The sequence below is a fragment of the Campylobacter sp. RM16704 genome, assembly GCF_000816245.1.
GTDB lineage: Bacteria > Campylobacterota > Campylobacteria > Campylobacterales > Campylobacteraceae > Campylobacter_D.
In genome coordinates this window covers 1,535,466-1,557,536 of record NZ_CP007769.1, presented here as the reverse complement: position 1 = coordinate 1,557,536, position 22,071 = coordinate 1,535,466, and the positions used below count along the sequence as shown (strand labels likewise).

Here is a 22,071-nt window from a genome sequence, read left to right as displayed (position 1 = left end):
TATTCTTCTTGGTAATATAAATTTCTATTTAAAACCAAAATTCTAGCTTATTTTTTATAAAATATGGTTAAAATTATTCACATAAATAAATTTTTATATCTATGTGAAGAAAAGAGTGAATAAATTGAAAGTTTTAGGAATTGATCCTGGTTCAAAGTATTGTGGATATGCTATTGTAGAAAGGATGAATAATAAAAATCAACTCATAGAAGCAGGACTTATTAAAATCAAACCCAACGACTTACAATATCAAATTACAGAATTATGTGAAGGGCTTGATTTAATCTTTAAAAATCATCAATTTGATGAGGTAGCTATAGAAGATATATTTTTTGCATATAATCCAAAAACAGTTTTAAAGCTAGCACAATTTCGTGGAGCATTGAGTTTAAAAATTTTACAAATTCACGGAGAATTTGCAGAATATACACCTTTGCAAGTTAAAAAAACCGTAACAGGTAAAGCAAAAGCCACTAAAGAACAAGTAGCTTTTATGGTAAAAAGATTATTAGGAATTTCAAAAGATATAAAACCACTTGATATAACTGATGCTATTGCGGTTGCTTTAACACATTTGGCAAATTTAAGAGCTAAAAAGTAAAAAATTTATTTTCCATTTCCTATAAAATAAATTTCAACATCATGTAATAATTTTTCACAAATTGCAGAATCGGTATTTTTATCAACTACTAAATTAATTTGATTTTTAGTATCTCTAAAACTACCTGCAGATTTTGAATTTTTCATTTCTAATTTTTGATTATCTTTTAAATATTTAATAGTAATTATAAATTTACTTGATGCAGTTGCTTCGCCTAAGTTTGTTTCTATTACTACATTCATATTTGATGCTTTTGCTAAAGTTGCTTGAGTTTTATTAATAACTTCTTTCATTCTTCTATTAAGTTCTAAAATTCTTGAAATAAATTTATTATCTATACTTTCAAATGCAATTTTTAATTTATTCATTGTTTCTTGATTAGTTGGTTTATCAGGTGCTACATAAACCATATAAAGTCCATTTTTTATATCGATTTTAGTACTTTTTGTATCACGACCTCCACCAAAAATTTTAATATAAATTGCATTATCAAGATATACTCTATCTATCATAGGTCCATAGATTTCGTATTCTCTTCTTCTTACAATAACTTCTCTTGCGGCTACTTGAATTTTTACTGAACAATCATGAATTATAGGTTCCATTTCTTTTTTAATTTCAAGTAGTTCTTTAAGCATTTTTATCCCTTTTAAAATATTTTTAAACAAATTATAACAAAAAAATATTTAATTTTTTAGTTAATTTTAGTTTGTAATATTTTTATATATTTTTAGTTTTCAAATAAAAATATTAAGGATAAAAATGAAAATAAAAACTATAGTTTCAAGTTTAGTTTTGGCAAGTGCTTTATTTGCCACCAATTCTCACCATGCTCATCATGGAGCTTCTGGAAGTATTTCATCACAAATCATGATGAGTATGCATGAACCTATGATGAAAAACCCTTTAGTACAAAGCAATGACATAGAAAGAGATTTTTTGGCTAATATGATTCCACATCATCAAGGTGCTATTGACTCATCTAAGCTTTTATTAGAGCATACTAAAAGTGAAGAGATGAAAAAAATTGCTCAAAATATCATCAAAGCTCAAGAAAAAGAAATTCAAGAATTTCAAGAAATTTTAGATAAAAATCTTTATACAAAAACTCAAATTGATGAAGAAACTTATAAAAAATTTGTCCAAGAAGAAAAAGAACTCATGCAAAAAATGATGATTTTAATGAGTTCGGTTAAAGAAAGTAAAAATATCAACAAAGACTTTTTAGAAGCAATGATTCCACATCATCAAGGTGCAGTAGATGCTTCAAAACAAATTTTATTTTACTCTAAAGACAAAACTATCACTGATATAGCGAAAAAAATCATCTTAGATCAAGAAAAAGAAATTCAAGAATTTACAAATTTATTAAAATATATGTAAAAATAGGTAGTTTATAAAATTTATAATAATATATTATTGCTTTTATTAAGAATAAAGGTAATAATATATTTAGATATTAATTAAATACTAAATACTAGCTTTTATTTAAAATTCAATATATCTTATATAGTTTAGTATATAATTATATAAAATTTATATTCTGGATATTAATGACTACGTTATCAAGTTTTAATATTAGTGCTCGTCGTTATTTGGGTAATAAAACAAAGCTTTTACCATTTATTTTAAATATTATAAATAAAAACTGTAAAAATATAAAATCCGTTGCTGATATATTTTCAGGAACGGGAGTAGTTGCTAGTGCATTTATAGATAAAATAATTTATACAAATGATATCTTACAAAGTAATTATTTTTGTAATGTTGCATGGTTTAGTCCTGAAAATTATGATAAAGATAAAATAAAATTTTTGCTAAATGATTTTAATAAATATGATAAAAATGAAAATAATTATATGAGAGAAAATTTCGCTGATACTTATTTTAGTGCTAAAGTTTGTTCTAAAATAGGTTTTATTCGTGAAAGTATTGAAAATTTAGAAGAAAGTGATCAAATAAATGAGAAAGAAAAAGCTATTTTAATTACTTCATTAATATACGCAATGGATAAAATAGCAGTAACTTGTGGACATTATGATGCTTATAGAAAAAATGTAAAATTGGTTAATGAAATTAATCTGACTTTACCACAATTTTATAATAAATTAAACAGTAATAATAGATGTTTTAATAAAGATGCAAATGAACTTATAAAAGAAATTTATGCAGATTTAATTTATATTGATCCTCCTTATAATTCTAGACAATATAGCGACACTTATCATTTATTAGAAAATATAGCTACTTGGAAAAAACCACAGGTTTTTGGTGTAGCCCGTAAAATGGATAGAAGTATGATTAAAAGTAAATATTGTAGTAATACTGCAAATGATACTTTTGTTAATTTAATATCAAATATAAATGCAAAATATATATTATTATCTTATAATAATATGTCTACTAAAGGTAATAATCGCTCAAATGCGAAGATAAGTGATGAGGTTATAATACAATCATTAAGCACAAGAGGTGAAGTGAGTATTTTTTCTCAAGAACACAAAGCATTTAGTACAGGTAAATCAAATATTAAAGACAATTATGAAAGGTTGTTTTTATGCAAATGCCATTAATTGCTTCACCACTAAATTATACTGGTGGAAAATTTAAATTACTTCCTCAAATTTTGCCATTATTTCCTAAGAATATTAATACTTTTATTGATTTGTTTTGTGGGGGTTGTAATGTAGGTTTAAATGTAAAAAGTAAAAAGACAATATATAACGATATCAATATAAAACTCTATGATTTATATAATTTTTTTAAAAAAATGGATAGTGAAAATATTTTAAAACAAATTTATAAAATAATTGAGAAATATGATTTGTCTATTGTTAGTAAGTATGGATATGAATTTTACAAATGTGATAGCTCTAAAGGATTGAGTAAGTATAATAAAAATGGATATTTAAAGCTTAGAAATGATTTTAATACAAAAAATAATACATCTTTTGATTATTATATAATGTTTTATGTGATGATTGTTTATGCATTCAATAATCAAATCCGATTTAATTCAAAAGGTAATTTTAATTTACCTGTTGGAAAACGAGATTTTAATACTAAAATGGAACAAAAACTTATTAATTTTATTGAAAGAATACAAGAACAAAATTGTTATTTTTCTTGTATTGATTTTAGAAATTTTAATATTCAAAATTTAGAAAAAAATGATTTTGTTTATATTGATCCACCCTATTTAATTACTTGTGCAACCTATAATGAAAATAGTAGTTGGAGTGAGAACGATGAAAAAGATTTGCTTGATTTTTTAGAAAAATTAGATAATCAAAATATAAGATTTGCTCTTTCAAATGTTTTGTCTAGTAAAGGAAAAACTAATGAAATATTAAAGTATTGGTTAAAAAATAAAAAATATAAAATTCATCATTTAAAACATAAATATTCAAATTCTAATTATCAAATTAAAGATAAAAATTTTACAAGTGATGAGGTATTAATTATTAATTATTAGGAATAAAATGGAAAATTTTAGATATAAAAGTTATTGTTGGAGTTTAGGAACTACAAGTTTTAGAACTGAGAATTTTAATAAAAATATTGAACTTCAATTAAAATTACTTAATGATTTTTGGCAACTACCAAAAAATATAGGACAAGAATGGATAGGTAATAGAATTTTACAATCTAATTACTATGATTTTTTAAAAGATAATGGTTTTGTTGTTGGAATTGCAAATAATAAGGATAAAGATGCAAGGCAAAAAACTTCAGGGCTTGTTGATATAGGGTTAATTGATAATAATAGAAAATTAACAGAAGTAGGGCATAAACTTTTACAAGTCAGTGAAAATAGAGATTTTAGTACAGATAATCTTTTGCAAATTTCAAAAGATAGTTTTATATATTTAAAACAACTTTTGAAAACTAATATTATTGTAGAAAATGAATGTGTTAAACCTTTTATAATTGCACTTTATCTACTTAATAAACATCAATTTTTAGAATATGATGAATTTGTTTATCTTCTTCCACTTTGTACAAGTAAAAAATATACAGAACAAATTTTAATACAAATTTCATATTTAAGAAATAATAAAATAAATATAGATGATATTATTATAAAACGTTTAATGGAAATGGAAAATTACCAAGAAGCATTGAAATGGTTTTTAGATTCAAAACAAATTAACAAAGATGTAATTTGTAAAATAGGAATGAATAGAAAAAGTCCAAGTTACGATTTAGATTATTTTGAAGTTTATGAAATATTGAAAGCTATATTTTTACAGAAGCAAAAAGATGAAGATTCATTGATAAAGTTATATAACATTATAAGAAAATTAAAACTAAAAACCTTATGGAGTAAATTTATTTTTACTACTAAAATAACTACAAAAAAGATCAAGAAAGAGCTTTGTAATGTTTTAAATCCTAGTATTTTTGATAAAGTTTCTAGTGAGGATGAATTTAAAGTAGCTTTTTTTAAAGTGTTGCATTTATTAAAAGCAAAAGCTACTCTTAGAGATTATGCTGATTTAAATCGACGTTATTTAGGGCTTAGTAATATATTCTTATTTAAAAATAATAAAGTTGAACTTGACATAATTCCAAAATATTTTTTTAAAACAGCAATAGAAGATTTATATAAAAATGCATTTATCTCAGATAAAAATTTGTATAAAGATTGTGAATTAAATGAAATTTCATCATCTTTTGTATCAAATGATAATATTATTATAGATTCTATAAATAGTGAGTTTGGACTTAATATTTCAACACTTGATGATGCAATGAGTGAGTATGAAAAGCAAAAATATGAAAGATTTAACAAGTTGATTGATGAAAAATTTAATGATGGAAAACTTGTAGAATTGTTAAATAATCTTGAAATAAGAGAAGATAAGGTAATAAAAGAATATATTACAAATAATGCTGATGTTCCTACTATATATGAATATTTATTAGGTATTATATGGTACAAAATAAGTGAAAGAAAAGGTAAAATTTTAGATTATATGAAATTATCTATGGATGCAGATTTTCTTCCCATATCTCACGCAGGTGGTGGTGAAGCAGACATTGTTTATGAATATGAAGAAAGTGAATTTTATCCGCAACATGCTTTGCTTCTAGAAGCAACACTCACAGATAAAACAAATCAACGAAGAGCAGAAATGGAGCCTGTTTCAAGACATTTGGGACAACATCTTTTAGCAACAAGAAACATAAATTCTTATTGTGTTTTTTCAACTACACATTTAGACATAAATGTTTTAAGCGATTTTAGAAATCGTAAAAATTCTACATATTATGATACTTGTGATAGTACAAATAAAATTAAAGGAATGAAAATTATACCTTTGGAAACAATTGAATTAAAAAATATCATAAAAAATAATAAAAAATATAGTGAACTTTATTCTTTGTTTGATGAAGCATATAAAGCTAATTTAGATGAATTGGATGCTGATGAATGGTATGAAAAATATATAAAAGATAAACTAAAAAATTAAATTCATAGATCCGATTGAAAGAAATAAAAAATGGTGGCTCCGATTGGACTTGAACCAACGACCACCACCATGTCAAGGTGGTGCTCTACCAACTGAGCTACGGAACCAAAAAATGAAAATTATATAAAAATATTTTTACATTGTGCTTAAATTTAGCCTTTAGTTTTTTTCATATCTTTTAACCATAAGTCTAGCTGTGCTTCAAAACCTATGCCTTTGCTATGATAAAATTTCAAATCTTTTTCTAGGTATCTTTGCTTAACCCAGCCTCCAAAATCGTGCGGATAAAGGTAGTTTTTTCTTTGTGGGTTGTTATTATCAAGATAAGGGAGTATTTTTAATGCAGGGTTGTTTTGTACATAATTTAGTGCTTCATTTATAGCAAGATAGCTTGAGTTTGACTTAGGCGAACTTGCTAAAAATACCACACATTGAGCTAAGATGATCCTAGCTTCAGGATAGCCTATGTTTTTTACTGCTATGAGTGTGCTTGTGGCTAGGTTAAGTGCTTGTGGGTTTGCATTTGAGATATCTTCACTTGCAAATATCACTAATCTTCTAGCGATGAAATCCGCACTTTCACCCCCATCAATCAATCTTGCAAGATAATACAAACTTGCATCTACATCACTTCCTCTTAAGCTTTTTATCATAGAACTTGCAAGTTTATAATGCGTATCTTTACTTGAAGTGCCATCGCTTAAAACATTTGCTCTTAGTTTTTTTAAGGTTTCAAGTGTGATATGAGTGCTATCTAAAGCTAAAGCAAACTCGCATAAATTTAAAAAACTTCTTGCATCATTTGCACTAGAAGTGATTAAAAAGTCTTTTGCATCATCATTAATTTTACATTGGAATTTTTCTTGCACCTTTGTGGCAAGTTTTTCTAAGTCTTTATATTCTAAACCTTTAAATTCAAAAAGCATACTTCTGCTTCTTATGCCAGAAGTTAAAGTAAAGTAAGGGTTTTCAGTACTTGCACCTATGAAAAGGCATTTTTGATTTTCCAAAGGGATTAAAAGCATTTCTTGTTGAGTTTTTGAAAGTCTATGTATTTCATCGATAAAAATTAAAGGTTTATATAACGAATTTTCGTAATTACCTAGTATTTTTCTAAGTTCTTCAAGCTTAAAATTTCCCCCATCAAATTCATAAAAATTAAGCTTATATTCATATGCTATTGCTCTTGCAAAAGAAGTTTTTCCACAACCTGCCGGGCCAAAAAATACACTATGAGGGAGTTTTGAAACTTGTATGAATTTTTTAAAAATTTCTACTAAATTTTCTTGTCCTAAAACCTCATCTAAAGTTTTAGGACGAAAGACTAAGCTTAGATTTGTCATGGTTGATTTATGATAAGGTTTTCACCATTAATGATAGTTTTAACATCTGTTTTATTAGAATCATCATAAATAAAATCAAGCACATATGAACCATTATTATCTATAAAATATGTGTCAAAATTTGCAAATTCAGACCAAATTTGACTAGGAAGTATTTGAGTATTTGCATGAAATTGGGATTTTATGACATTTTCTGTAAAGAGAATTTTTCCATTTGCGTTAAACTTTTTGTTTTCTTTTTCAAGACTAAGCGTATTTAAAATGATTTCAGGATTTGCTTTTAAAAATTGACTTGCTAAAAGCATCATAGAAAAAATATCAGTGTTTGAATTTTGCACTAAAGCATCATATGCTTCTTTAGAAATGCTATTAAAATTAGTATCTAAGATAATGTTGTTTAAAGTTAATTGTTGTTTTGGTAGTTGAAAATCTTTAATATTAATTTTCAATATACTATCATAATTGTTTTGTGTGTTTGATATTGTTTTTGCATATATGTTGCAGTTGTTTAATAGTAATTCATCAATAAATTTAATAGCTTCTATATTAATTTTTTGCTCACTACTGCGTGTCGGGTTAAAAATATCTTTAAAATTTAAATTTCCAATAGGAATTTCTGAAATTTTGATATTTTTTAATTCAAAGCTCTCATCAGCCTGTTTTAGCAAAAAATGACTTATATTTAAGTACATATCTTTTATGAATTCATCTTGTGTATTAGCGACAAAATTAAAATTATTAATTATGATATTAACATTATTTCGAGTGGTATTTATATCATTAACTTTAGCATTGATTGTTGTTTTGTTTCCAAATTTTATTCCTATGAGAATTTTTGCAATTTCTTCATTTGGAAAAATTCCTTTTAGATCTTCATTTTCATTTATAATAGATACTACAGCATTATTGCTTGCGAAAAAATTATTAGAAAAATCAACATTTATCTTAAAGCTATAAGATAAATCATTAAGCGTAGCTATAAAACTTCCTTTGGAATTTAAAAATCCTTTAGTATAATTAGCATCTTCGACATCATAATACATTGTATCTTGACTCATTTGAGCAAATATTTTTTCATTTGTGGAATTAATATAAAAAGCTGAAGTAAAAAATCCCATAACTAATAAAACCAATACAACAACTCCTGCAATGATTTTTTTCATTCATTTTCCTTAAGTAAAATTTTAAAAATTATATATTTTTATTACTAACTAATGCTTATAACTTTTTTGCATTTATATATTACTTAACTTTTTTTCTTATAATTTTATAATTTAAAATAAAGGTAAAAAAATGAAACTTTTTGGAACTGATGGAGTGCGTGGTAAAGCAGGAGAATTTTTAGATTCATTTTTAGCTATGCGTTTAGCTATGGCTGCTGGAATTTATTTTAAAGATAAAGCAGTCACAAATAATATCTTAGTGGGAAAAGATACAAGAAGAAGTGGTTATATGATAGAAAATGCTATTGTTTCAGGGCTTACTTCTATAGGTTATAATGTGATACAAATAGGTCCTATGCCAACACCTGCTATTGCATTTTTAACTGAAGATATGCGTTGTGATGCAGGTATTATGATATCAGCTTCACACAATCCTTACTATGATAATGGTATTAAGTTTTTTGATGCACATGGAAATAAACTTGATGAGCAAGCAGAAACAAAAATAGAAGAAATTTATTTTAATGATAAACTTATTGAAGAAGCAAGAACCATAAAGTCACAAATTGGCCAAGCAAAAAGAATTGATGATGTTATAGGAAGATATATTGTTTCAATTAAAAATTCTTTCCCTAAGGAATTAACTTTAAAATCTTTACGCGTTGTGCTAGATGTGGCTCATGGAGCTTCTTATAAAGTAGCACCTACAGTTTTTAAAGAACTTGGTGCAGATGTAATCGTGATCAATGATAAGCCAAATGGTTTAAATATCAATGAAAATTGCGGGGCTTTGCATCCTTTAAATTTAGCTTTGGAAGTGAAGAAATTTAGAGCAGATGTGGGCTTTGCTTTTGATGGAGATGCAGATCGTTTAGTTGTTGTGGATGAAAAAGGCGAAGTTGCTCATGGGGATAGTCTTTTGGGTGTTTTAGCTTTATTTTTGAAAAAACAAGGCAAGTTAAAATCAAGCGTAGTTAGCACTATAATGAGCAATGGTGCTTTAAAAGAGTTTTTAAATAAACATAAAATCACGCATGAAACTTGCAATGTAGGTGATAAATATGTTCTTGAAAAACTCAAAGAATGTGGTGGAAATTTTGGTGGGGAGCAAAGTGGGCATATAATTTTTAGTGATTATGCAAAAACTGGAGATGGTTTGGTAGCTGCTTTGCAATTTAGTGCTTTAATGCTTAGTGAGGCAAAAAGTGCAAGTGAAATTTTAAATCAAGTTAAGCCTTATCCACAACTTTTGCATAATCTTAAAATTTCAGAGAAAAAAGACTTAAGCAAACTTGCAGGCTTGGATGAGTTGAAAAAAGATTTAGAAAAAAAAGGAATTGCTAGTTTGTTTAGGTACTCAGGAACTGAAAATTTGATAAGATTATTGCTGGAAGCAAAAGACATTAAGCTTTTAGAAAAAGAAATGAAAGCCGTGGAAAGCTTTTTTATGAAAGCGTTAAATGCTTAAAATTTTATCTTTAAAATTTTATCTAACTTTTTGTATAGTTTTCATGCTTGATCAGGTTAGTAAGTATTTATTTTTACAAGGACTTGAATACAGGGGTGAATTTTTTGATTTAGTTTTAACTTATAATACTGGTGTAGCTTTTTCGATGTTTGCCTTTTTAGGTGAGTATTTAAAATATATACAGCTTGTTTTTATTTTGGTTTTATTTGGATATTTGTTATACCAAAAAGATTTTTTTAAAACACATTTAATCGCTTTTGCTATTATGCTTTCTGCAGGTTGTTCAAATTTACTTGATCGTTTCATACATATAGGTGTAGTGGATTTTGTATTTTGGCATAAATGGTTTGAATTTGCTGTGTTTAATTTAGCTGATGTGATGATAAATATAAGCGTAGCTTTGATTTTAATAAAAGAAATTTTTAATAAAGGAGAAAAATGTTAAATTTTTTAAATGAATGGTATTTATGGATTAAAATGGTGCATTATTTGGCATTTGTTTCATGGATGGCTGGAATGTTTTATTTACCGAGACTTTTTGTCTATCATACAGAACATAAAGATAATAAAGGTTTTGTAGAAGTGGTAAAAATTCAAGAAAAAAAATTATATTTTTACATTCAAACCCCTGCAATGGTTGTTACTGTAATTACTGGAATTTTAATGATAGTAGCTAATGTAGATTTGTTAAAAATAGGTGGATATATGCATGTTAAATTAACCTGTGCATTATTGTTAGTTTTTTATCATTTTCAAAATTATTATTATTATAAACAGCTTCAAAATAATAACTATCAAAAAAGTGGAAAATTTTTTAGAGCATATAACGAAGTTCCAACGATTTTATTCATCATTATCGCTATAATGATGATAATAAAACCATTTTAATAAATCAGTAAAAGCTTTTAAAGCTTTTACTGATTAAATTCCATACTTTTAAAATTAAGCGGATCTATATTTTCATGCATTATGCTAATATGATCTTTATTTTGAAGGCGTTTGTCATCTCTAAATACTGCACGAACTAAATCCATACCCGTATAAAAATCTTTCATTAAAACCATAAACAAATACTGCCCAAATTCACTTGTATATAAAGTATTATTTTCTTTTTTTACAGCCCCGCTTAGTTTAAGACCTAAAAGTTCGACGAAAAGATCTTTTTCTAAATTACAGTTTAAGGTTTTGTTAAATTTATCTATTTCAATCTTTCCTGTAAACATTTCGGTTAAAAAAACATATTTTATAATTTCTTTTTTACCAAAATTAGCTTTAGCAATATTTGCATTTTGTTTTTCTTTTACGAGTTTAGAATAATCGTTTAAATTAAAGGCGTTAATTAAAAGCTCTCCATCTAAAAAACTAAAAGCCCCACTTCCTACACCTAGATACTCATGATGAGAACTAACATATTCATCGTTAAAAGTATTTTTTTCTAATGAAAAAGACCATGCATTATTTCTTTCATAGTCTTTAAAATAATCCGTAATGATATTATAAAATTCAAATTCATTATCTTTAAAACTTACACCTAATGTTTTAGCAATATTATCTTTTGTGAGATTTGATTTCATTAGAGGATAAGTAGTAATTTGTTGAGGTTTTAAATTTTTTGCTATTTCTAAATCATTGAGTAATTGCTCTTTAGTTTGAGAAGGGAAATTAAAAATCAAATCAATACTCATAATAGGAAGTATACCAATGGCTTTAGATAATTTTTCTTGTAATTCTTTACTTGATCCAAATTTATTATATCTTGCGACCTTTTTTAATATATCATCATCAAAACTTTGTATACCACAACTTAAACGATCTATAAGCCCTTTAAACATATCTAATTTTTTTGGATTAATGTGATTTGGATCAGTTTCACAAGAAATTTCTTTGATATTAAAAAGTTTTTTACAAAGTTCTAGTGTTTTGGCAAGTTCTTCTTCATTGATTAAAGTGGTTCCACCACCAACATACATAGAAGTAAAATCAAATCCTTTATCTTTAATTTGTTTAATTTCTTCTCTTAAGCTTTCAAAATATCTTTTTGCTAAATTTTCATCATAATAGTATTTATGAAAACTACAATAAGGACAAAAAGTATGGCAAAATGGTATATGGGCATATAACATATAAGATTTTTTTGGATTAATTTTTTTTTCTTGCCCTTCTTTTAAAAGTTTAACATTAAAACCATTTTCTAAAGATTTTTGCATAGCCTTGTGTGAGTAAGAAAGAGCTAAGTTTTGTAAAAAATTCATTGTTTTCCTAGTTTTTATTTTGTAGTTGTTTAAAAAAGAATATAATTGTATCATATTTTTATAAAGGCTTAATAATGAAAAAGATTTTTATAGCATTTTTTATTTTTTTGCTAGGATTTATAAGTATGTCAAATTCTGCACCTTTAGATGAAATTTTTCAAGATGTTAATGTTTCAGGTAGCGTGCGTTATCGTTTTGAGCACAACAATCCAAAAGATAGAGGAAATAATAATTTTAACCAAAGAATTCAAATTCAAATGCATTAACAACTAAGTCTTAAAAACTTAGTTGTTGTAAAGGTTTTCTTTTAAATTTTTTTCCATAGCTTTGATATTTTCTTTAGATTCTTCTTTAGTATTAAATCCTCCACCAAAAGCTTTTATAACATCTACAATTGAGTTTGCAAGCTCATAAGAAGAGTTGGTATAGGAAAGTTTGGCATTTAAATAATTTCTTTGATCTTGTAAAAAATCAGCCAAATTAATTACTCCATTTTCATATCTTAAAGTAGAAATTTCATAGATTTTGCTTTGGGCTAGAAATAAATTTTTATAATTTTGCTCATTTTCGTAATAACTTTGGCGGTTAAATAAAGCAAGTCTTATCTCTCCAAAAGCTGTTTTTAAAGTATTTTCATATTGTAAAAAAGCTTCATCTTTAGTGAGTTTTGCAATATTGACATTATTTACGATTTCACCCCAATGAAAAATTGGCATGGCAAAATTTCCTGCTACATTCCAAGTATTACTACCATGTTTAACCAAAAGATCTAAATCATTACTTTGAAAACCTAAAAGTCCAGTTAAAGAAATATTTGGTAAAAATGCGGTTCTAGCTACTCCAACAAGATAATTTTTTTCTTCAAGAACTTTTAAACTAGCTTGTACATCAGGTCTTTGAAGTAAAATTTCACTTCCTATACCTTCGGGTATATTAAGTTTATATTGTCCTATTTTTTTATATTCTATATTATTATAAAGTATATCATCAATATCATTGGAGGTTAATATTTTCAATGCCTTTATATTGGCTTCTTTTTGAATTTTGGCATTAGTTAGTAAAACTCTTGAATTTTCAAGTTCAGCTTTAAATTTATTTAGTTCATAGCCGCTAATTACTCCGAGTTCAAAATGCTCTAGTTTTAATTCATATGTTTTTTGATAGCTTTGAGTGGTTTCTTCTAAAATTTTTACCTGTTCGCTTAAACTTGCAAGATTAAAATATGTTTTTATAACATTAGAAATTAAACTAAGTCTAGCACTTTCATAGTCAAATTCACTTGCATGTAATTTTGCTTTTGAAGCATTATAGGCATCTCTATATTTGCCCCATAAATCAATTTCATAGCTTAAATTTAAACCTAGATTAAAATCATTTCCATAAATAAATTCATCTCCTTTATTACCTGGTGCATTAATACTAGTTTTTGCTCTTGCTCCACTTGCACTGCCATCAAGCTTAGGAAGCAAATCGCTTCTTGCTATACCTAAAGCTTCGTAGGCCTTTTGCAAATTTATATATGCAATTTGTAAATCATTGTTATTTTTCAAAGCCTGATCAACCAAAGTATTTAAATAATTATCATCAAAAGCTTTCCACCACTTTTTATCAATACTAATATTTTGATCCAAACTTTTAGTATAGTTTATATCTTTTATTTCTAAATTTGGTTTCAAGCTACAACCTGCTATAAAAAAGCAAATTGCAAATATTGTTAGTTTATGCATGTTTTTTACCTCTTTTTTCATCAAGCCATTTATTAAAACTTTCTAAAAGATAGAAAAATAAAGGCACAAAGAAAATGGCTATAGTAGAAGCAGCTATCATTCCACCTATAACACCTGTACCTATTGCATGGCGACTCGCACTTCCTGCTCCATAAGCAAAGAAAAGTGGTAAAATACCGCAAATAAATGCTAATGAAGTCATTACAATAGGTCTAAATCTTAATTTTGCTGCACTAATAGAGGCATCAAAAATGCTTTTTCCTTTTTTAAGATGTTCTTCCATTGCAAATTCTACAATTAAAATTGCATTTTTTGCAGAAAGCCCTATAAGAAGTAAAAGTCCGGTTTGAAAATATATATCATTTTCTATTCCTCTAAGCCATACAAAAAGCAAAGAGCCAAATACAGCAAAAGGTACAGCAGTAATTACTGCTAATGGCATAAGCCACCTTTCATACTGTGCGGCTAATATTAAAAATACAAATAAAAGTCCTAAGACAAATGCTATTGTTCCAGATCCACTACTTGTAACTTCTTGATAGGCCGATCCAGACCATGCAATAGAATAATCTTCTCCTAAGGTTTCTTTTGCAACTTGTGCAATTGCATCAATAGCTTGACCAGAAGTAAATCCAGGTGCAGGATCTCCTTGCACTAAAGCAGATGGAAACATATTAAAACGTTTAACATCATCAGGTCCAACGCTTCTAGAAAGTGTTAAAACACTATCTAATGCTATCATAGAGCCATCTTTTGATCGAACAAAAATATTTTTTAATGCATTTTGGGTATTTCTAAAATCACCAATTGCGCTAATATTAACACGATAATTTTTTCCAAGCATTGAAAAATCATTAATATAATAAGTTCCTATAGTTGCATTAAGTGTACTAAACACATCAGCTAAATTTAAGCCATAAAGTTTCACTTTATCACGATCAATTTCTAACTTTAGCTGAGGAAAGTTAGTATCAAGAGTTGTTCTTACATTGCTAAGTTCAGGACGTTTATTTGCCGCTTCTACTAGCTTATTTACATCTATTTGAATTTCATCGTAGTTTTTACCACCTCGATTTTGTGCATACATTTCAAAGCCACCTGTTAAACTCAAACCCTGAATTGGAGGTGGATTAACAAAGAAAGTTTGAGAGTTAGGATCAAGAAAATGCTTTTGATTATACATTCTTGTTAAATCAAAGCTACTCATATCTCTATCATTCCAGTTTTTTAAATTTACAAACATTGCCCCAGCGTTTTCTTTTAAAGATCCTGTGAAAAGATCATATCCTATTAAGCCAACTACATCTGTAATATTTTCATTTTTTATAATTTCTTCTGCCATGGCATCCATGGTTTGTGTTGTTCGATTTAAAGATGAAGCTGATGGTAAATTTACAACCGATAAAAAACTTCCTTGATCTTCATTAGGAACTAAAGAATTTGGTACTATTTTGAATAACCCGTATAATCCAACTAAAAATATAACAAAAATAATTACAAAACGTATGGTTCTTTTTAGTATATAAGCAACACCGGCTCCAAAAACCTCAGTAGACCAATCAAAAATATTATTAAATTTTTTAACTAAATAAAATGGCTCACTTTCATTTCTTCTTAAGAAAATTGCACATAAAGAAGGAGTTAAAGTTAAAGCTACAAAACCTGAAATTACAACCGAAATTGCTAATGTAATAGCAAATTGTCTTTGAATTTCACCTACAAAGCCGGATATAAATGAAACTGGTATAAAAACTGCACAAAGTACAAGAACGATGGAAACAACAGGAGCAGCAACTTCATCCATAGCTTTAATGGCTGCATCTTTTATGCTTATATTTGGATCTTCATGCATAATTCTATCGATATTTTCTACCACAATAATTGCATCATCAACAACAATACCAATAGCTAATACCAGTGCAAAAAGAGTAAGCAAGTTAATACTAAAACCTAAAACATATAAGCCTGCAAAAGTTCCTAAAATGGAAACAGGAACGGCAATCATAGGTATAATAGTAGAGCGGAAATTTTTTAAGAATAAATACATTACAATTACAACTAAAATTAAAGCCTCAAAAAAAGTCTTTACAACTTCTTTAATAGATGCTTTAATAAACAAAGTTGTATCATAAGGTACTTTATAAGTTAAGCCTTCTGGAAAGCTTTTAGAAAGTTCTTCAAATTTTTTCTGCACTAATTCAGCTGTGCTTACAGCATTTGCTCCAGTTTGTAAAAAAACTAAAATAGGTGTAGCATTGTTTCCATTTAATCTACCATTGAAAGTATATTCTCTTGCTCCCAGCGAAACTTCTGCTACATCTTTTAATCTTAAAAAGGAGCCATCATTATTTGTTCTTATAATGATATTTTCAAATTCTTTGGTATTTTTTAATCTTCCTTGCATAATTACTGAATACACATAAGGAGATCGTTCTACTACAGGTTCTTGACCTATTTTACCAGTAGCATATTGAGCATTTTGTTCGCTAACCGCTGCAATTACATCAGTGGTTGTAACTTGATACTTATTTAACAAGTCAGGATTGAGCCAAATTCTCATAGAATAATTTTTTGAACCAATAGCAACAGCATTTCCTACACCTGGAACTCTAGCAAGGTCATCTAGAATATTTAATGCAGCATAATTATATACTTCTAAAGCATTCATAGAGCCATTAGGAGAATATAAAGTAGCAACCTCAAGTATGCTCGAACCGGTTTTTCTAACACTAACACCAGTTTTTTTAACATCTTCAGGTAGCCTTGCCATAGCAGCTGAAATTCTATTATTGACATCAACTGTTGCTTGATCAGGATCAGTTCCTATATTAAAATATACACTTAAACTCATATCTCCTGAAGAACTTGAAGTTGAATCCATATAAATCATATTTTCAACCCCATTGATTGCGTCTTCAAGAGGAATTGCTACGGTTTGAGCTACGGTTTGAGCATCAGCACCAGAATAATTTGCACTTACTTTAACAACTGGTGGAGTTAGAGAAGGATATTGCTCTACAGGTAAAGAATAAAGTCCTATAATGCCAGATAAAGAAATAATAATTGCAACAACTGATGCAAATACGGGTCTTTCTATAAAAAATTTAGAAAACATTATTTATTCTCCATTATACTAACACTTGAACCAGGACGGATTTTTTTAAAATTATTTAAAATTACTTTATCTCCATTTTTTAATCCTTGGTTGATTATGGCAGTATCTGCAGTTTGATAAATAACATTAACATTATTTTTAACCACTTTTCCATCTACTAGAGTATAAACATAAGTAGTATTATCACCTTGTAAAAGTGCAATTTGTGGAATTTCAAAACCATCTTTTTGTACAAAACCACCAACATGAACATTAGCAAACGATCCAGGCATTAAATTTGAAGCATTATTGTCAAAAATAGCTTTTGCTTTTACGCCACCACTATGAGTATCAATTACACTATCTATAAAATATAATTTTCCATTATAAAGTTCACCACCAACATTAGCTTGTACTTGGATATTTTCAAGTTGCCAATTTCCATCTTTTATATTTTTATTCATATTGATTTTATCAACATCTGAAATATAAAAATCTGCAAAAATCGGATTAATGTTAGTAATACGGACAAGTTCAGTATTTGAGGCATTAACATAATCACCTATATCCATCAATGCATCACCTAAAATTCCATCAAACGGGGCACTTACCATGGTATATTTTAAATCTAATCTTGCATTGGCAAGTTTTGCTCTTGCACTTTCTAAATTAGCTTTCGAGGAATTAAATTTAGCCAAACTTGCATCAAATTCTTTTTGAGAAATAGCTTTTTTTTCTATTAAAATACTATCTCTTTTAAAATTTTTTTCCGCATCATCGAAGTTTGCTCTTGCGACTAAAGCTTCACCATAGGCTATATTTACATTAGCTTGATACTTATCAGGTTCAATAAGAAAAAGTTTATCTCCTTTTTTAACTGCTTGACCACTTATAAAGTATTTTTGCTTAATTTCGCCACTGACTTTAGGTTTGATTATAACATCTAATTGAGTGCTTAGTCTTGCAGGGTAGGTAAATTCTAAAGGTAAATCAGCACTTTGCATAGTCATAACACTAACAGGCTGTGGAGGGAGTTCTTTAACCTGTGTATTTTTATCATCAAAGCAGGCAGTAAAAATCAAAGAGGCACAAGCTAGAGTTAAAATTTTTGTTTTCATTGTTTTCCTTAAATAATTTTATTTGGCTAAATAAAAAAGTAATTTGTATTACAAAATTTTTTAAATAATCATTCTATCAATATATAGTTAATTAAAGTTAATAATTCCATTTGTAAAAAGTTTAACAATTTTTTGTGCGTGCTTTTCTTGTTCTTTTTTATTCATTAATACTTTATTTCCAAAAATACTTTGCATAAAAAAAGTTCCTCTTAACATAGCACAAAAAGTAACACTTAGAAATTCGGCATTTGTAGCTAAGTAATCATTTTCCTTTTCAAATTTTTTTTGAAGTACGTATTCTACTTCTTTTCGACTATTACCTTTAAACCATGATGCAAAATCAAATTTATCATTATAAATTTGAGAATATAAAAGTCTCACTATGGCAATGGTTTTTTTGTTATTAAAAATTTTTAAATACGCTAGGGCAAATTGATATAAAAATTCTTTTAAATCAATATCATCTGAAGAATGTATATTTCTTTTTAAGGAAGCTAGAAAATGATTTTCTGCAAAATCATTGAGTATAGTTTCAAACAACCCCTCTTTGCTTTCAAAATGTTCATATACACAAGAAAAAGATCCACCTGCTTGTTTAATGATATCTTTAAGATTAGTTGCTTCGTAGCCATTTTCTAAAAACGACTCCGTAGCAATTTGTTTGATCTTATCAAGTCTCGTTTGAGACTTTGAAGAAAGCTTTTTTTCATTTTTCATTTTTTCGCTCTAAAACAGAGTTTTTTGGATACACAAAATTACTTTCTCTTTCTACAATAATATTTTTATCATCTAAGGCATAAGCTTTGATTTTTAAAGGGATTACCGTGTCTTTTCTATTGTTGTTTGCTAGTTGTTTGTTGGCTTTTAAGACAACAATTTGTTTATCTTTTTCACCAGCTTTTAGTTTAAAAGGTTTTTTAGGTCTAATGATTTCTAAACCATTTTCAATACCTTGTAATTGTATATCAAAATAATATTCATGAGTTTTATTGTCAGTGTTTTGAAACAAAAATACATAAGCATTTGTAATTAATAATTCCCCATCGTGTGTTTTTCTAACTTGATAAAGCTCACTAGAGCGATTAATATTTAAAAGCATATTTTCTTTTTTGCTTCCTACTAAAACTAAAGCGGTAAGCACCCCACATAAAACTACCAAATAACCAATAGTTCTAAACCTAAAATATTTTACCTTTTCTCTAGTTTCAATAGCTTTTGCACTTGTCCAATTAATCAAACTAGGACGATTAAATTTAGCTTGAATCTTCGAACATGCATCAGCACACTCAAGACAATTGATACATTCAAGTTGCATACCTTGACGTATATCTATATGTGTTGGGCAAATTTTTACACAGGCTTCACATCCTATACATTCACCTTGTGGTGGTTTTTGATAAAGCTTTGTGTGTCCATCATAAATTATTCCACCTCTTTTATCATCATAAATAACTTGAATAGTATTATTATCAAACATTACAGATTGAATTCTTGCATAAGGACATACATAAACACAAAATTTTTCACCCAAATAAACTATATCAAAAGTAAAAGCCAAAGAAGCACAAAATAAAATTCCTAAAAGTAATAAATGATCTTCAGGATTTTGGATATACACAAAAAAATCTTCAGGTGGTACAAAATACCATAAAAATGCACTCATCATTAATAATGAAAAAATATAAAAAACCAAAATACTTAAAATTTTTTGGATAAACAACCCATCGGTGTATTTTTGCTTATTAGCGGTGCTTTTGTTAATTTTAAAAATTTTTGTTTGTAAAAAATCCCTATATATTACTCTAGCTATAGTTTGAGGGCAAGTCCATGCACACCAAATTCTACCAGCTAGTGTAGTAACAAAAAGTATAGTTAAAAACATACCCATGATAACAAAAGGCATCAAATAAAGCTCTTGAGTATCAAAAGCTATAAAAAATAAATTGAGCTTTTTGTGATCAAAACTTAATAAGAAGAAATGATTTCCGTTAATTTTTATAAAAGGCAATATAACAAATACTATCATAGATATGGTATAAGCAATATATCTCTTTTTAGTATAACTAGTAATACAGGCACCCATTTTGTTTCCTTTAAAAGATAAAAAATTTAAGTCATGCTTTTGAAAATTAAACCAAATTTAGTCTTAATTAATAATTAATTGTTTATTTTTTGTTTATGTAATTACCTAAAAATAAATTTTATTTTCAATAAAATTATGTTACAATAAAAATTCTATTCTAAAAAAGAAAGGTGGTGAGGGTCGTGCCAGGAATTAAGGTACATCCTAACGAGTCTTTTGATGAAGCATATAGAAAATTCAAAAAACAAGTGGATAGAAATCTAGTTGTTACTGAAGTTCGCGCAAGAAGATTTTTTGAGCCTATGACTGAAATTCGTAAAAAACAAAAAATTTCAGCTCGTAAAAAAATGCTTAAAAGACTCTATATGCTTAGACGCTATGAGTCAAGACTCTAATACCAAAAAAGCCGAGAAATCGGCTTTTCTTCGCTAATCGTTATGTTTCTTTGGATTTTAATCATTCATTTTTTTGGACTTATTTTACCAGGACCTGATTTTTTCTTAGTAAGCTCATATGCACTAAGAGAAGGGATTAAGAGTGCTTTGAAAGCAAGCTTGGGTGTAAGTTTGGCTATGAGTGTGTGGATTATACTTTCTATACTTGGTTTGAGTGTTATTTTTTACCAGTTCCCGTTTTTGCAAATTATTTTATCAAGTTTTGGAGCATCTTATCTTTTGTATTTGTCTTTTATAATTTATAAAAACGCAAAAAATGGTAAATTAAAAACGCAAAATACTCGTATATCTGCATTTTTAAGTGGAATAATTACTAATTTATCCAATCCAAAAGCAATTTTTTATTTTGCCAGTGTATTTGCGAATTTTAATTTTATACAAAACACTAAAATATTGACAGTTTTGATTTTTGTTTTGATTTTTGAAACTATTATTTATTTTTCTTTGATTTCTTTGTTGTTTTCTAAGCCATTTATGACAAGAATTTATGAAAAAAATACAAAATCGATTGATTATTTAAGCGCTTTTATATTTTTTGCTTTTGCTGTGTTTGTTTTAAGTAATAATTTAATGACTATAATGAATTAAAGCAATTAATTTTTATTAATATTTATTTTGTTAAAATCTCATTAATTAAACTTGTAATTTTAGGAAAGATTATGAAACATATTAAAACTATACTTAAACTTAGTATGATAAGTGGTATTGCTGCTATAAGCGGTGGTGCTTTGAGTGCTTGTAGTAATAATACAAATGATTCTAATAATGCTTTAAGCCAAGCTGCAAATACTCAAGGTGCTTTTGTTATTATTGAAGAAACTGCACCAAATCAATATAAAATTAAAGATCAATTTCCAAGTGATGAAACTAGGGTTGTTTTAAAGCAGCTTGATGGCACAGAAAGAGTTTTAAGCAAAGAAGAAATGGATAAATTAATCCAAGAAGAAGCTGCTAAAATAGACAATGGAACTTCAAATTTAACAAATCCAAACAATGCTCAAATGAGTAGTGGTGGACTTTCTTTGGGTGAAACATTGCTTGCAAGTGCAGCTGGAGCCATTTTGGGAAGCTGGATAGGGTCAAAACTTTTTAATAATCAAAATTTCGCTAACCAACAAAGAGGAGCTTTTTCAAATCAAAGTGCTTATCAAAGAAGCGTAAATAGCTTTAATAAAGCAGGGACAAGTGCAACTTCTGGATCAAATGCTAAAAAATCAGGATTTTTTGGTGGTGGCTCCAAAGCTGTTTCAAATTCTTCTGGTTCTTTTGGGTCTTAAGATTAGGAAAAAA

At 27.3% G+C, this 22,071-nt stretch carries 21 protein-coding genes and 1 tRNA gene; 12 read left to right on the top strand and 10 right to left on the bottom strand.

Translation table 11 applies throughout. The annotated features are described in order from the left end of the window. Positions 1 to 124 precede the first annotated feature (124 nt). A complete protein-coding gene (ruvC, locus tag CAQ16704_RS07890; protein WP_039667650.1) occupies positions 125 to 601 on the top strand; it encodes a crossover junction endodeoxyribonuclease RuvC in 477 nt (158 codons plus the stop codon). A 5-nt stretch (positions 602 to 606) separates the two neighbouring features. On the opposite strand, the gene CAQ16704_RS07885 is transcribed toward ruvC, so the two are convergent. Beyond that, a complete protein-coding gene (locus tag CAQ16704_RS07885) occupies positions 607 to 1,239 on the bottom strand; it encodes a hypothetical protein (protein WP_039667649.1) in 633 nt (210 codons plus the stop codon). Positions 1,240 to 1,363: 124 nt separating this feature from the next. Between CAQ16704_RS07885 and CAQ16704_RS07880 the strand changes: the two genes are divergently transcribed. The 4 genes from CAQ16704_RS07880 to CAQ16704_RS07865 all read left to right on the top strand — a co-directional run bounded on the left by CAQ16704_RS07880 (position 1,364) and on the right by CAQ16704_RS07865 (position 6,078). Beyond that, on the top strand, positions 1,364 to 1,984 hold the full coding sequence (locus CAQ16704_RS07880; protein WP_039667648.1) for a DUF305 domain-containing protein: 621 nt from the start codon (positions 1,364 to 1,366) through the stop codon (positions 1,982 to 1,984). Between the two features lie 170 nt (positions 1,985 to 2,154). Further along, positions 2,155 to 3,174: a DNA adenine methylase gene (locus tag CAQ16704_RS07875; RefSeq protein WP_039667647.1), complete on the top strand. Its 1,020-nt coding sequence runs from the start codon at positions 2,155 to 2,157 to the stop codon at positions 3,172 to 3,174. Next, entirely contained in the window at positions 3,159 to 4,076 is a 918-nt protein-coding gene (locus CAQ16704_RS07870; RefSeq protein WP_039667646.1) for a DNA adenine methylase, read from the top strand. Before CAQ16704_RS07875 ends, CAQ16704_RS07870 begins: the two co-directional genes overlap by 16 nt. 7 nt (positions 4,077 to 4,083) lie before the next feature. Further along, positions 4,084 to 6,078, top strand: coding sequence for an AlwI family type II restriction endonuclease (locus tag CAQ16704_RS07865; RefSeq protein ID WP_052245045.1), 1,995 nt, complete (start codon positions 4,084 to 4,086; stop codon positions 6,076 to 6,078). A 31-nt stretch (positions 6,079 to 6,109) separates the two neighbouring features. Here the strand turns inward: CAQ16704_RS07865 and CAQ16704_RS07860 are convergent. The 3 genes from CAQ16704_RS07860 to CAQ16704_RS07850 form a co-directional block, all read right to left on the bottom strand. Continuing rightward, a tRNA-Val gene (locus tag CAQ16704_RS07860) sits at positions 6,110 to 6,185 on the bottom strand. Positions 6,186 to 6,230: 45 nt separating this feature from the next. Continuing rightward, positions 6,231 to 7,421 (bottom strand): replication-associated recombination protein A, encoded by a 1,191-nt coding sequence (locus tag CAQ16704_RS07855; RefSeq protein ID WP_039667644.1) that lies wholly within the window; start codon positions 7,419 to 7,421, stop codon positions 6,231 to 6,233. Continuing rightward, complete coding sequence (locus CAQ16704_RS07850; RefSeq protein ID WP_039667643.1) at positions 7,418 to 8,584, bottom strand: DUF945 family protein; 1,167 nt, start codon at positions 8,582 to 8,584, stop codon at positions 7,418 to 7,420. Before CAQ16704_RS07850 ends, CAQ16704_RS07855 begins: the two co-directional genes overlap by 4 nt. Positions 8,585 to 8,714: 130 nt before the next feature. Here CAQ16704_RS07850 and glmM point away from each other — a divergent pair, with 130 nt between their 5' ends. From glmM to hemJ, 3 genes are read left to right on the top strand one after another with little or no spacing between them, the layout of a single operon-like run. Next, complete coding sequence (gene glmM, locus CAQ16704_RS07845) at positions 8,715 to 10,052, top strand: phosphoglucosamine mutase (RefSeq protein WP_039667642.1); 1,338 nt, start codon at positions 8,715 to 8,717, stop codon at positions 10,050 to 10,052. Further along, positions 10,045 to 10,497, top strand: a complete 453-nt coding sequence (lspA, locus tag CAQ16704_RS07840; protein WP_039667641.1) for a signal peptidase II — start codon at positions 10,045 to 10,047, stop codon at positions 10,495 to 10,497. Before glmM ends, lspA begins: the two co-directional genes overlap by 8 nt. Next, on the top strand, positions 10,491 to 10,940 hold the full coding sequence (gene hemJ, locus CAQ16704_RS07835) for a protoporphyrinogen oxidase HemJ (RefSeq protein WP_039667640.1): 450 nt from the start codon (positions 10,491 to 10,493) through the stop codon (positions 10,938 to 10,940). Before lspA ends, hemJ begins: the two co-directional genes overlap by 7 nt. 26 nt (positions 10,941 to 10,966) lie before the next feature. Here hemJ and CAQ16704_RS07830 read toward each other — a convergent pair whose 3' ends face one another. After that, the gene (locus tag CAQ16704_RS07830) at positions 10,967 to 12,358 is read right to left on the bottom strand and encodes a coproporphyrinogen III oxidase family protein (RefSeq protein WP_256375731.1); all 1,392 of its coding nucleotides are present in this window, start codon (positions 12,356 to 12,358) and stop codon (positions 10,967 to 10,969) included. A gap of 20 nt (positions 12,359 to 12,378) precedes the next feature. Here CAQ16704_RS07830 and CAQ16704_RS07825 point away from each other — a divergent pair, with 20 nt between their 5' ends. After that, positions 12,379 to 12,570, top strand: coding sequence for a mini-MOMP protein (locus CAQ16704_RS07825; protein ID WP_052245044.1), 192 nt, complete (start codon positions 12,379 to 12,381; stop codon positions 12,568 to 12,570). Between the two features lie 18 nt (positions 12,571 to 12,588). Here CAQ16704_RS07825 and CAQ16704_RS07820 read toward each other — a convergent pair whose 3' ends face one another. The 5 genes from CAQ16704_RS07820 to ccoG form a co-directional block, all read right to left on the bottom strand. After that, the gene (locus tag CAQ16704_RS07820) at positions 12,589 to 14,031 is read right to left on the bottom strand and encodes a multidrug efflux system CmeABC, outer membrane lipoprotein CmeC (protein WP_039667784.1); all 1,443 of its coding nucleotides are present in this window, start codon (positions 14,029 to 14,031) and stop codon (positions 12,589 to 12,591) included. Continuing rightward, on the bottom strand, positions 14,024 to 17,146 hold the full coding sequence (locus tag CAQ16704_RS07815; protein ID WP_039667638.1) for an efflux RND transporter permease subunit: 3,123 nt from the start codon (positions 17,144 to 17,146) through the stop codon (positions 14,024 to 14,026). The genes CAQ16704_RS07820 and CAQ16704_RS07815 overlap by 8 nt, the downstream gene beginning before the upstream one ends. Beyond that, positions 17,146 to 18,243 (bottom strand): efflux RND transporter periplasmic adaptor subunit, encoded by a 1,098-nt coding sequence (locus CAQ16704_RS07810; protein WP_052245043.1) that lies wholly within the window; start codon positions 18,241 to 18,243, stop codon positions 17,146 to 17,148. Before CAQ16704_RS07810 ends, CAQ16704_RS07815 begins: the two co-directional genes overlap by 1 nt. 87 nt (positions 18,244 to 18,330) lie before the next feature. After that, entirely contained in the window at positions 18,331 to 18,960 is a 630-nt protein-coding gene (locus tag CAQ16704_RS07805; protein WP_039667637.1) for a TetR/AcrR family transcriptional regulator, read from the bottom strand. After that, positions 18,950 to 20,326, bottom strand: coding sequence for a cytochrome c oxidase accessory protein CcoG (gene ccoG, locus CAQ16704_RS07800; RefSeq protein ID WP_039667636.1), 1,377 nt, complete (start codon positions 20,324 to 20,326; stop codon positions 18,950 to 18,952). The genes CAQ16704_RS07805 and ccoG overlap by 11 nt, the downstream gene beginning before the upstream one ends. 182 nt (positions 20,327 to 20,508) lie before the next feature. On the opposite strand from ccoG, the gene rpsU reads away from it, so the two are divergent. From rpsU to CAQ16704_RS07785, 3 genes are all read left to right on the top strand, one after another. Further along, positions 20,509 to 20,721, top strand: a complete 213-nt coding sequence (gene rpsU / locus CAQ16704_RS07795) for a 30S ribosomal protein S21 (protein WP_002780697.1) — start codon at positions 20,509 to 20,511, stop codon at positions 20,719 to 20,721. A 42-nt stretch (positions 20,722 to 20,763) separates the two neighbouring features. Continuing rightward, a complete protein-coding gene (locus tag CAQ16704_RS07790; protein ID WP_039667635.1) occupies positions 20,764 to 21,369 on the top strand; it encodes a LysE family transporter in 606 nt (201 codons plus the stop codon). 71 nt (positions 21,370 to 21,440) lie between these two features. Continuing rightward, positions 21,441 to 22,058 (top strand): UPF0323 family lipoprotein, encoded by a 618-nt coding sequence (locus CAQ16704_RS07785; RefSeq protein WP_039667634.1) that lies wholly within the window; start codon positions 21,441 to 21,443, stop codon positions 22,056 to 22,058. Positions 22,059 to 22,071: the final 13 nt, after the last annotated feature.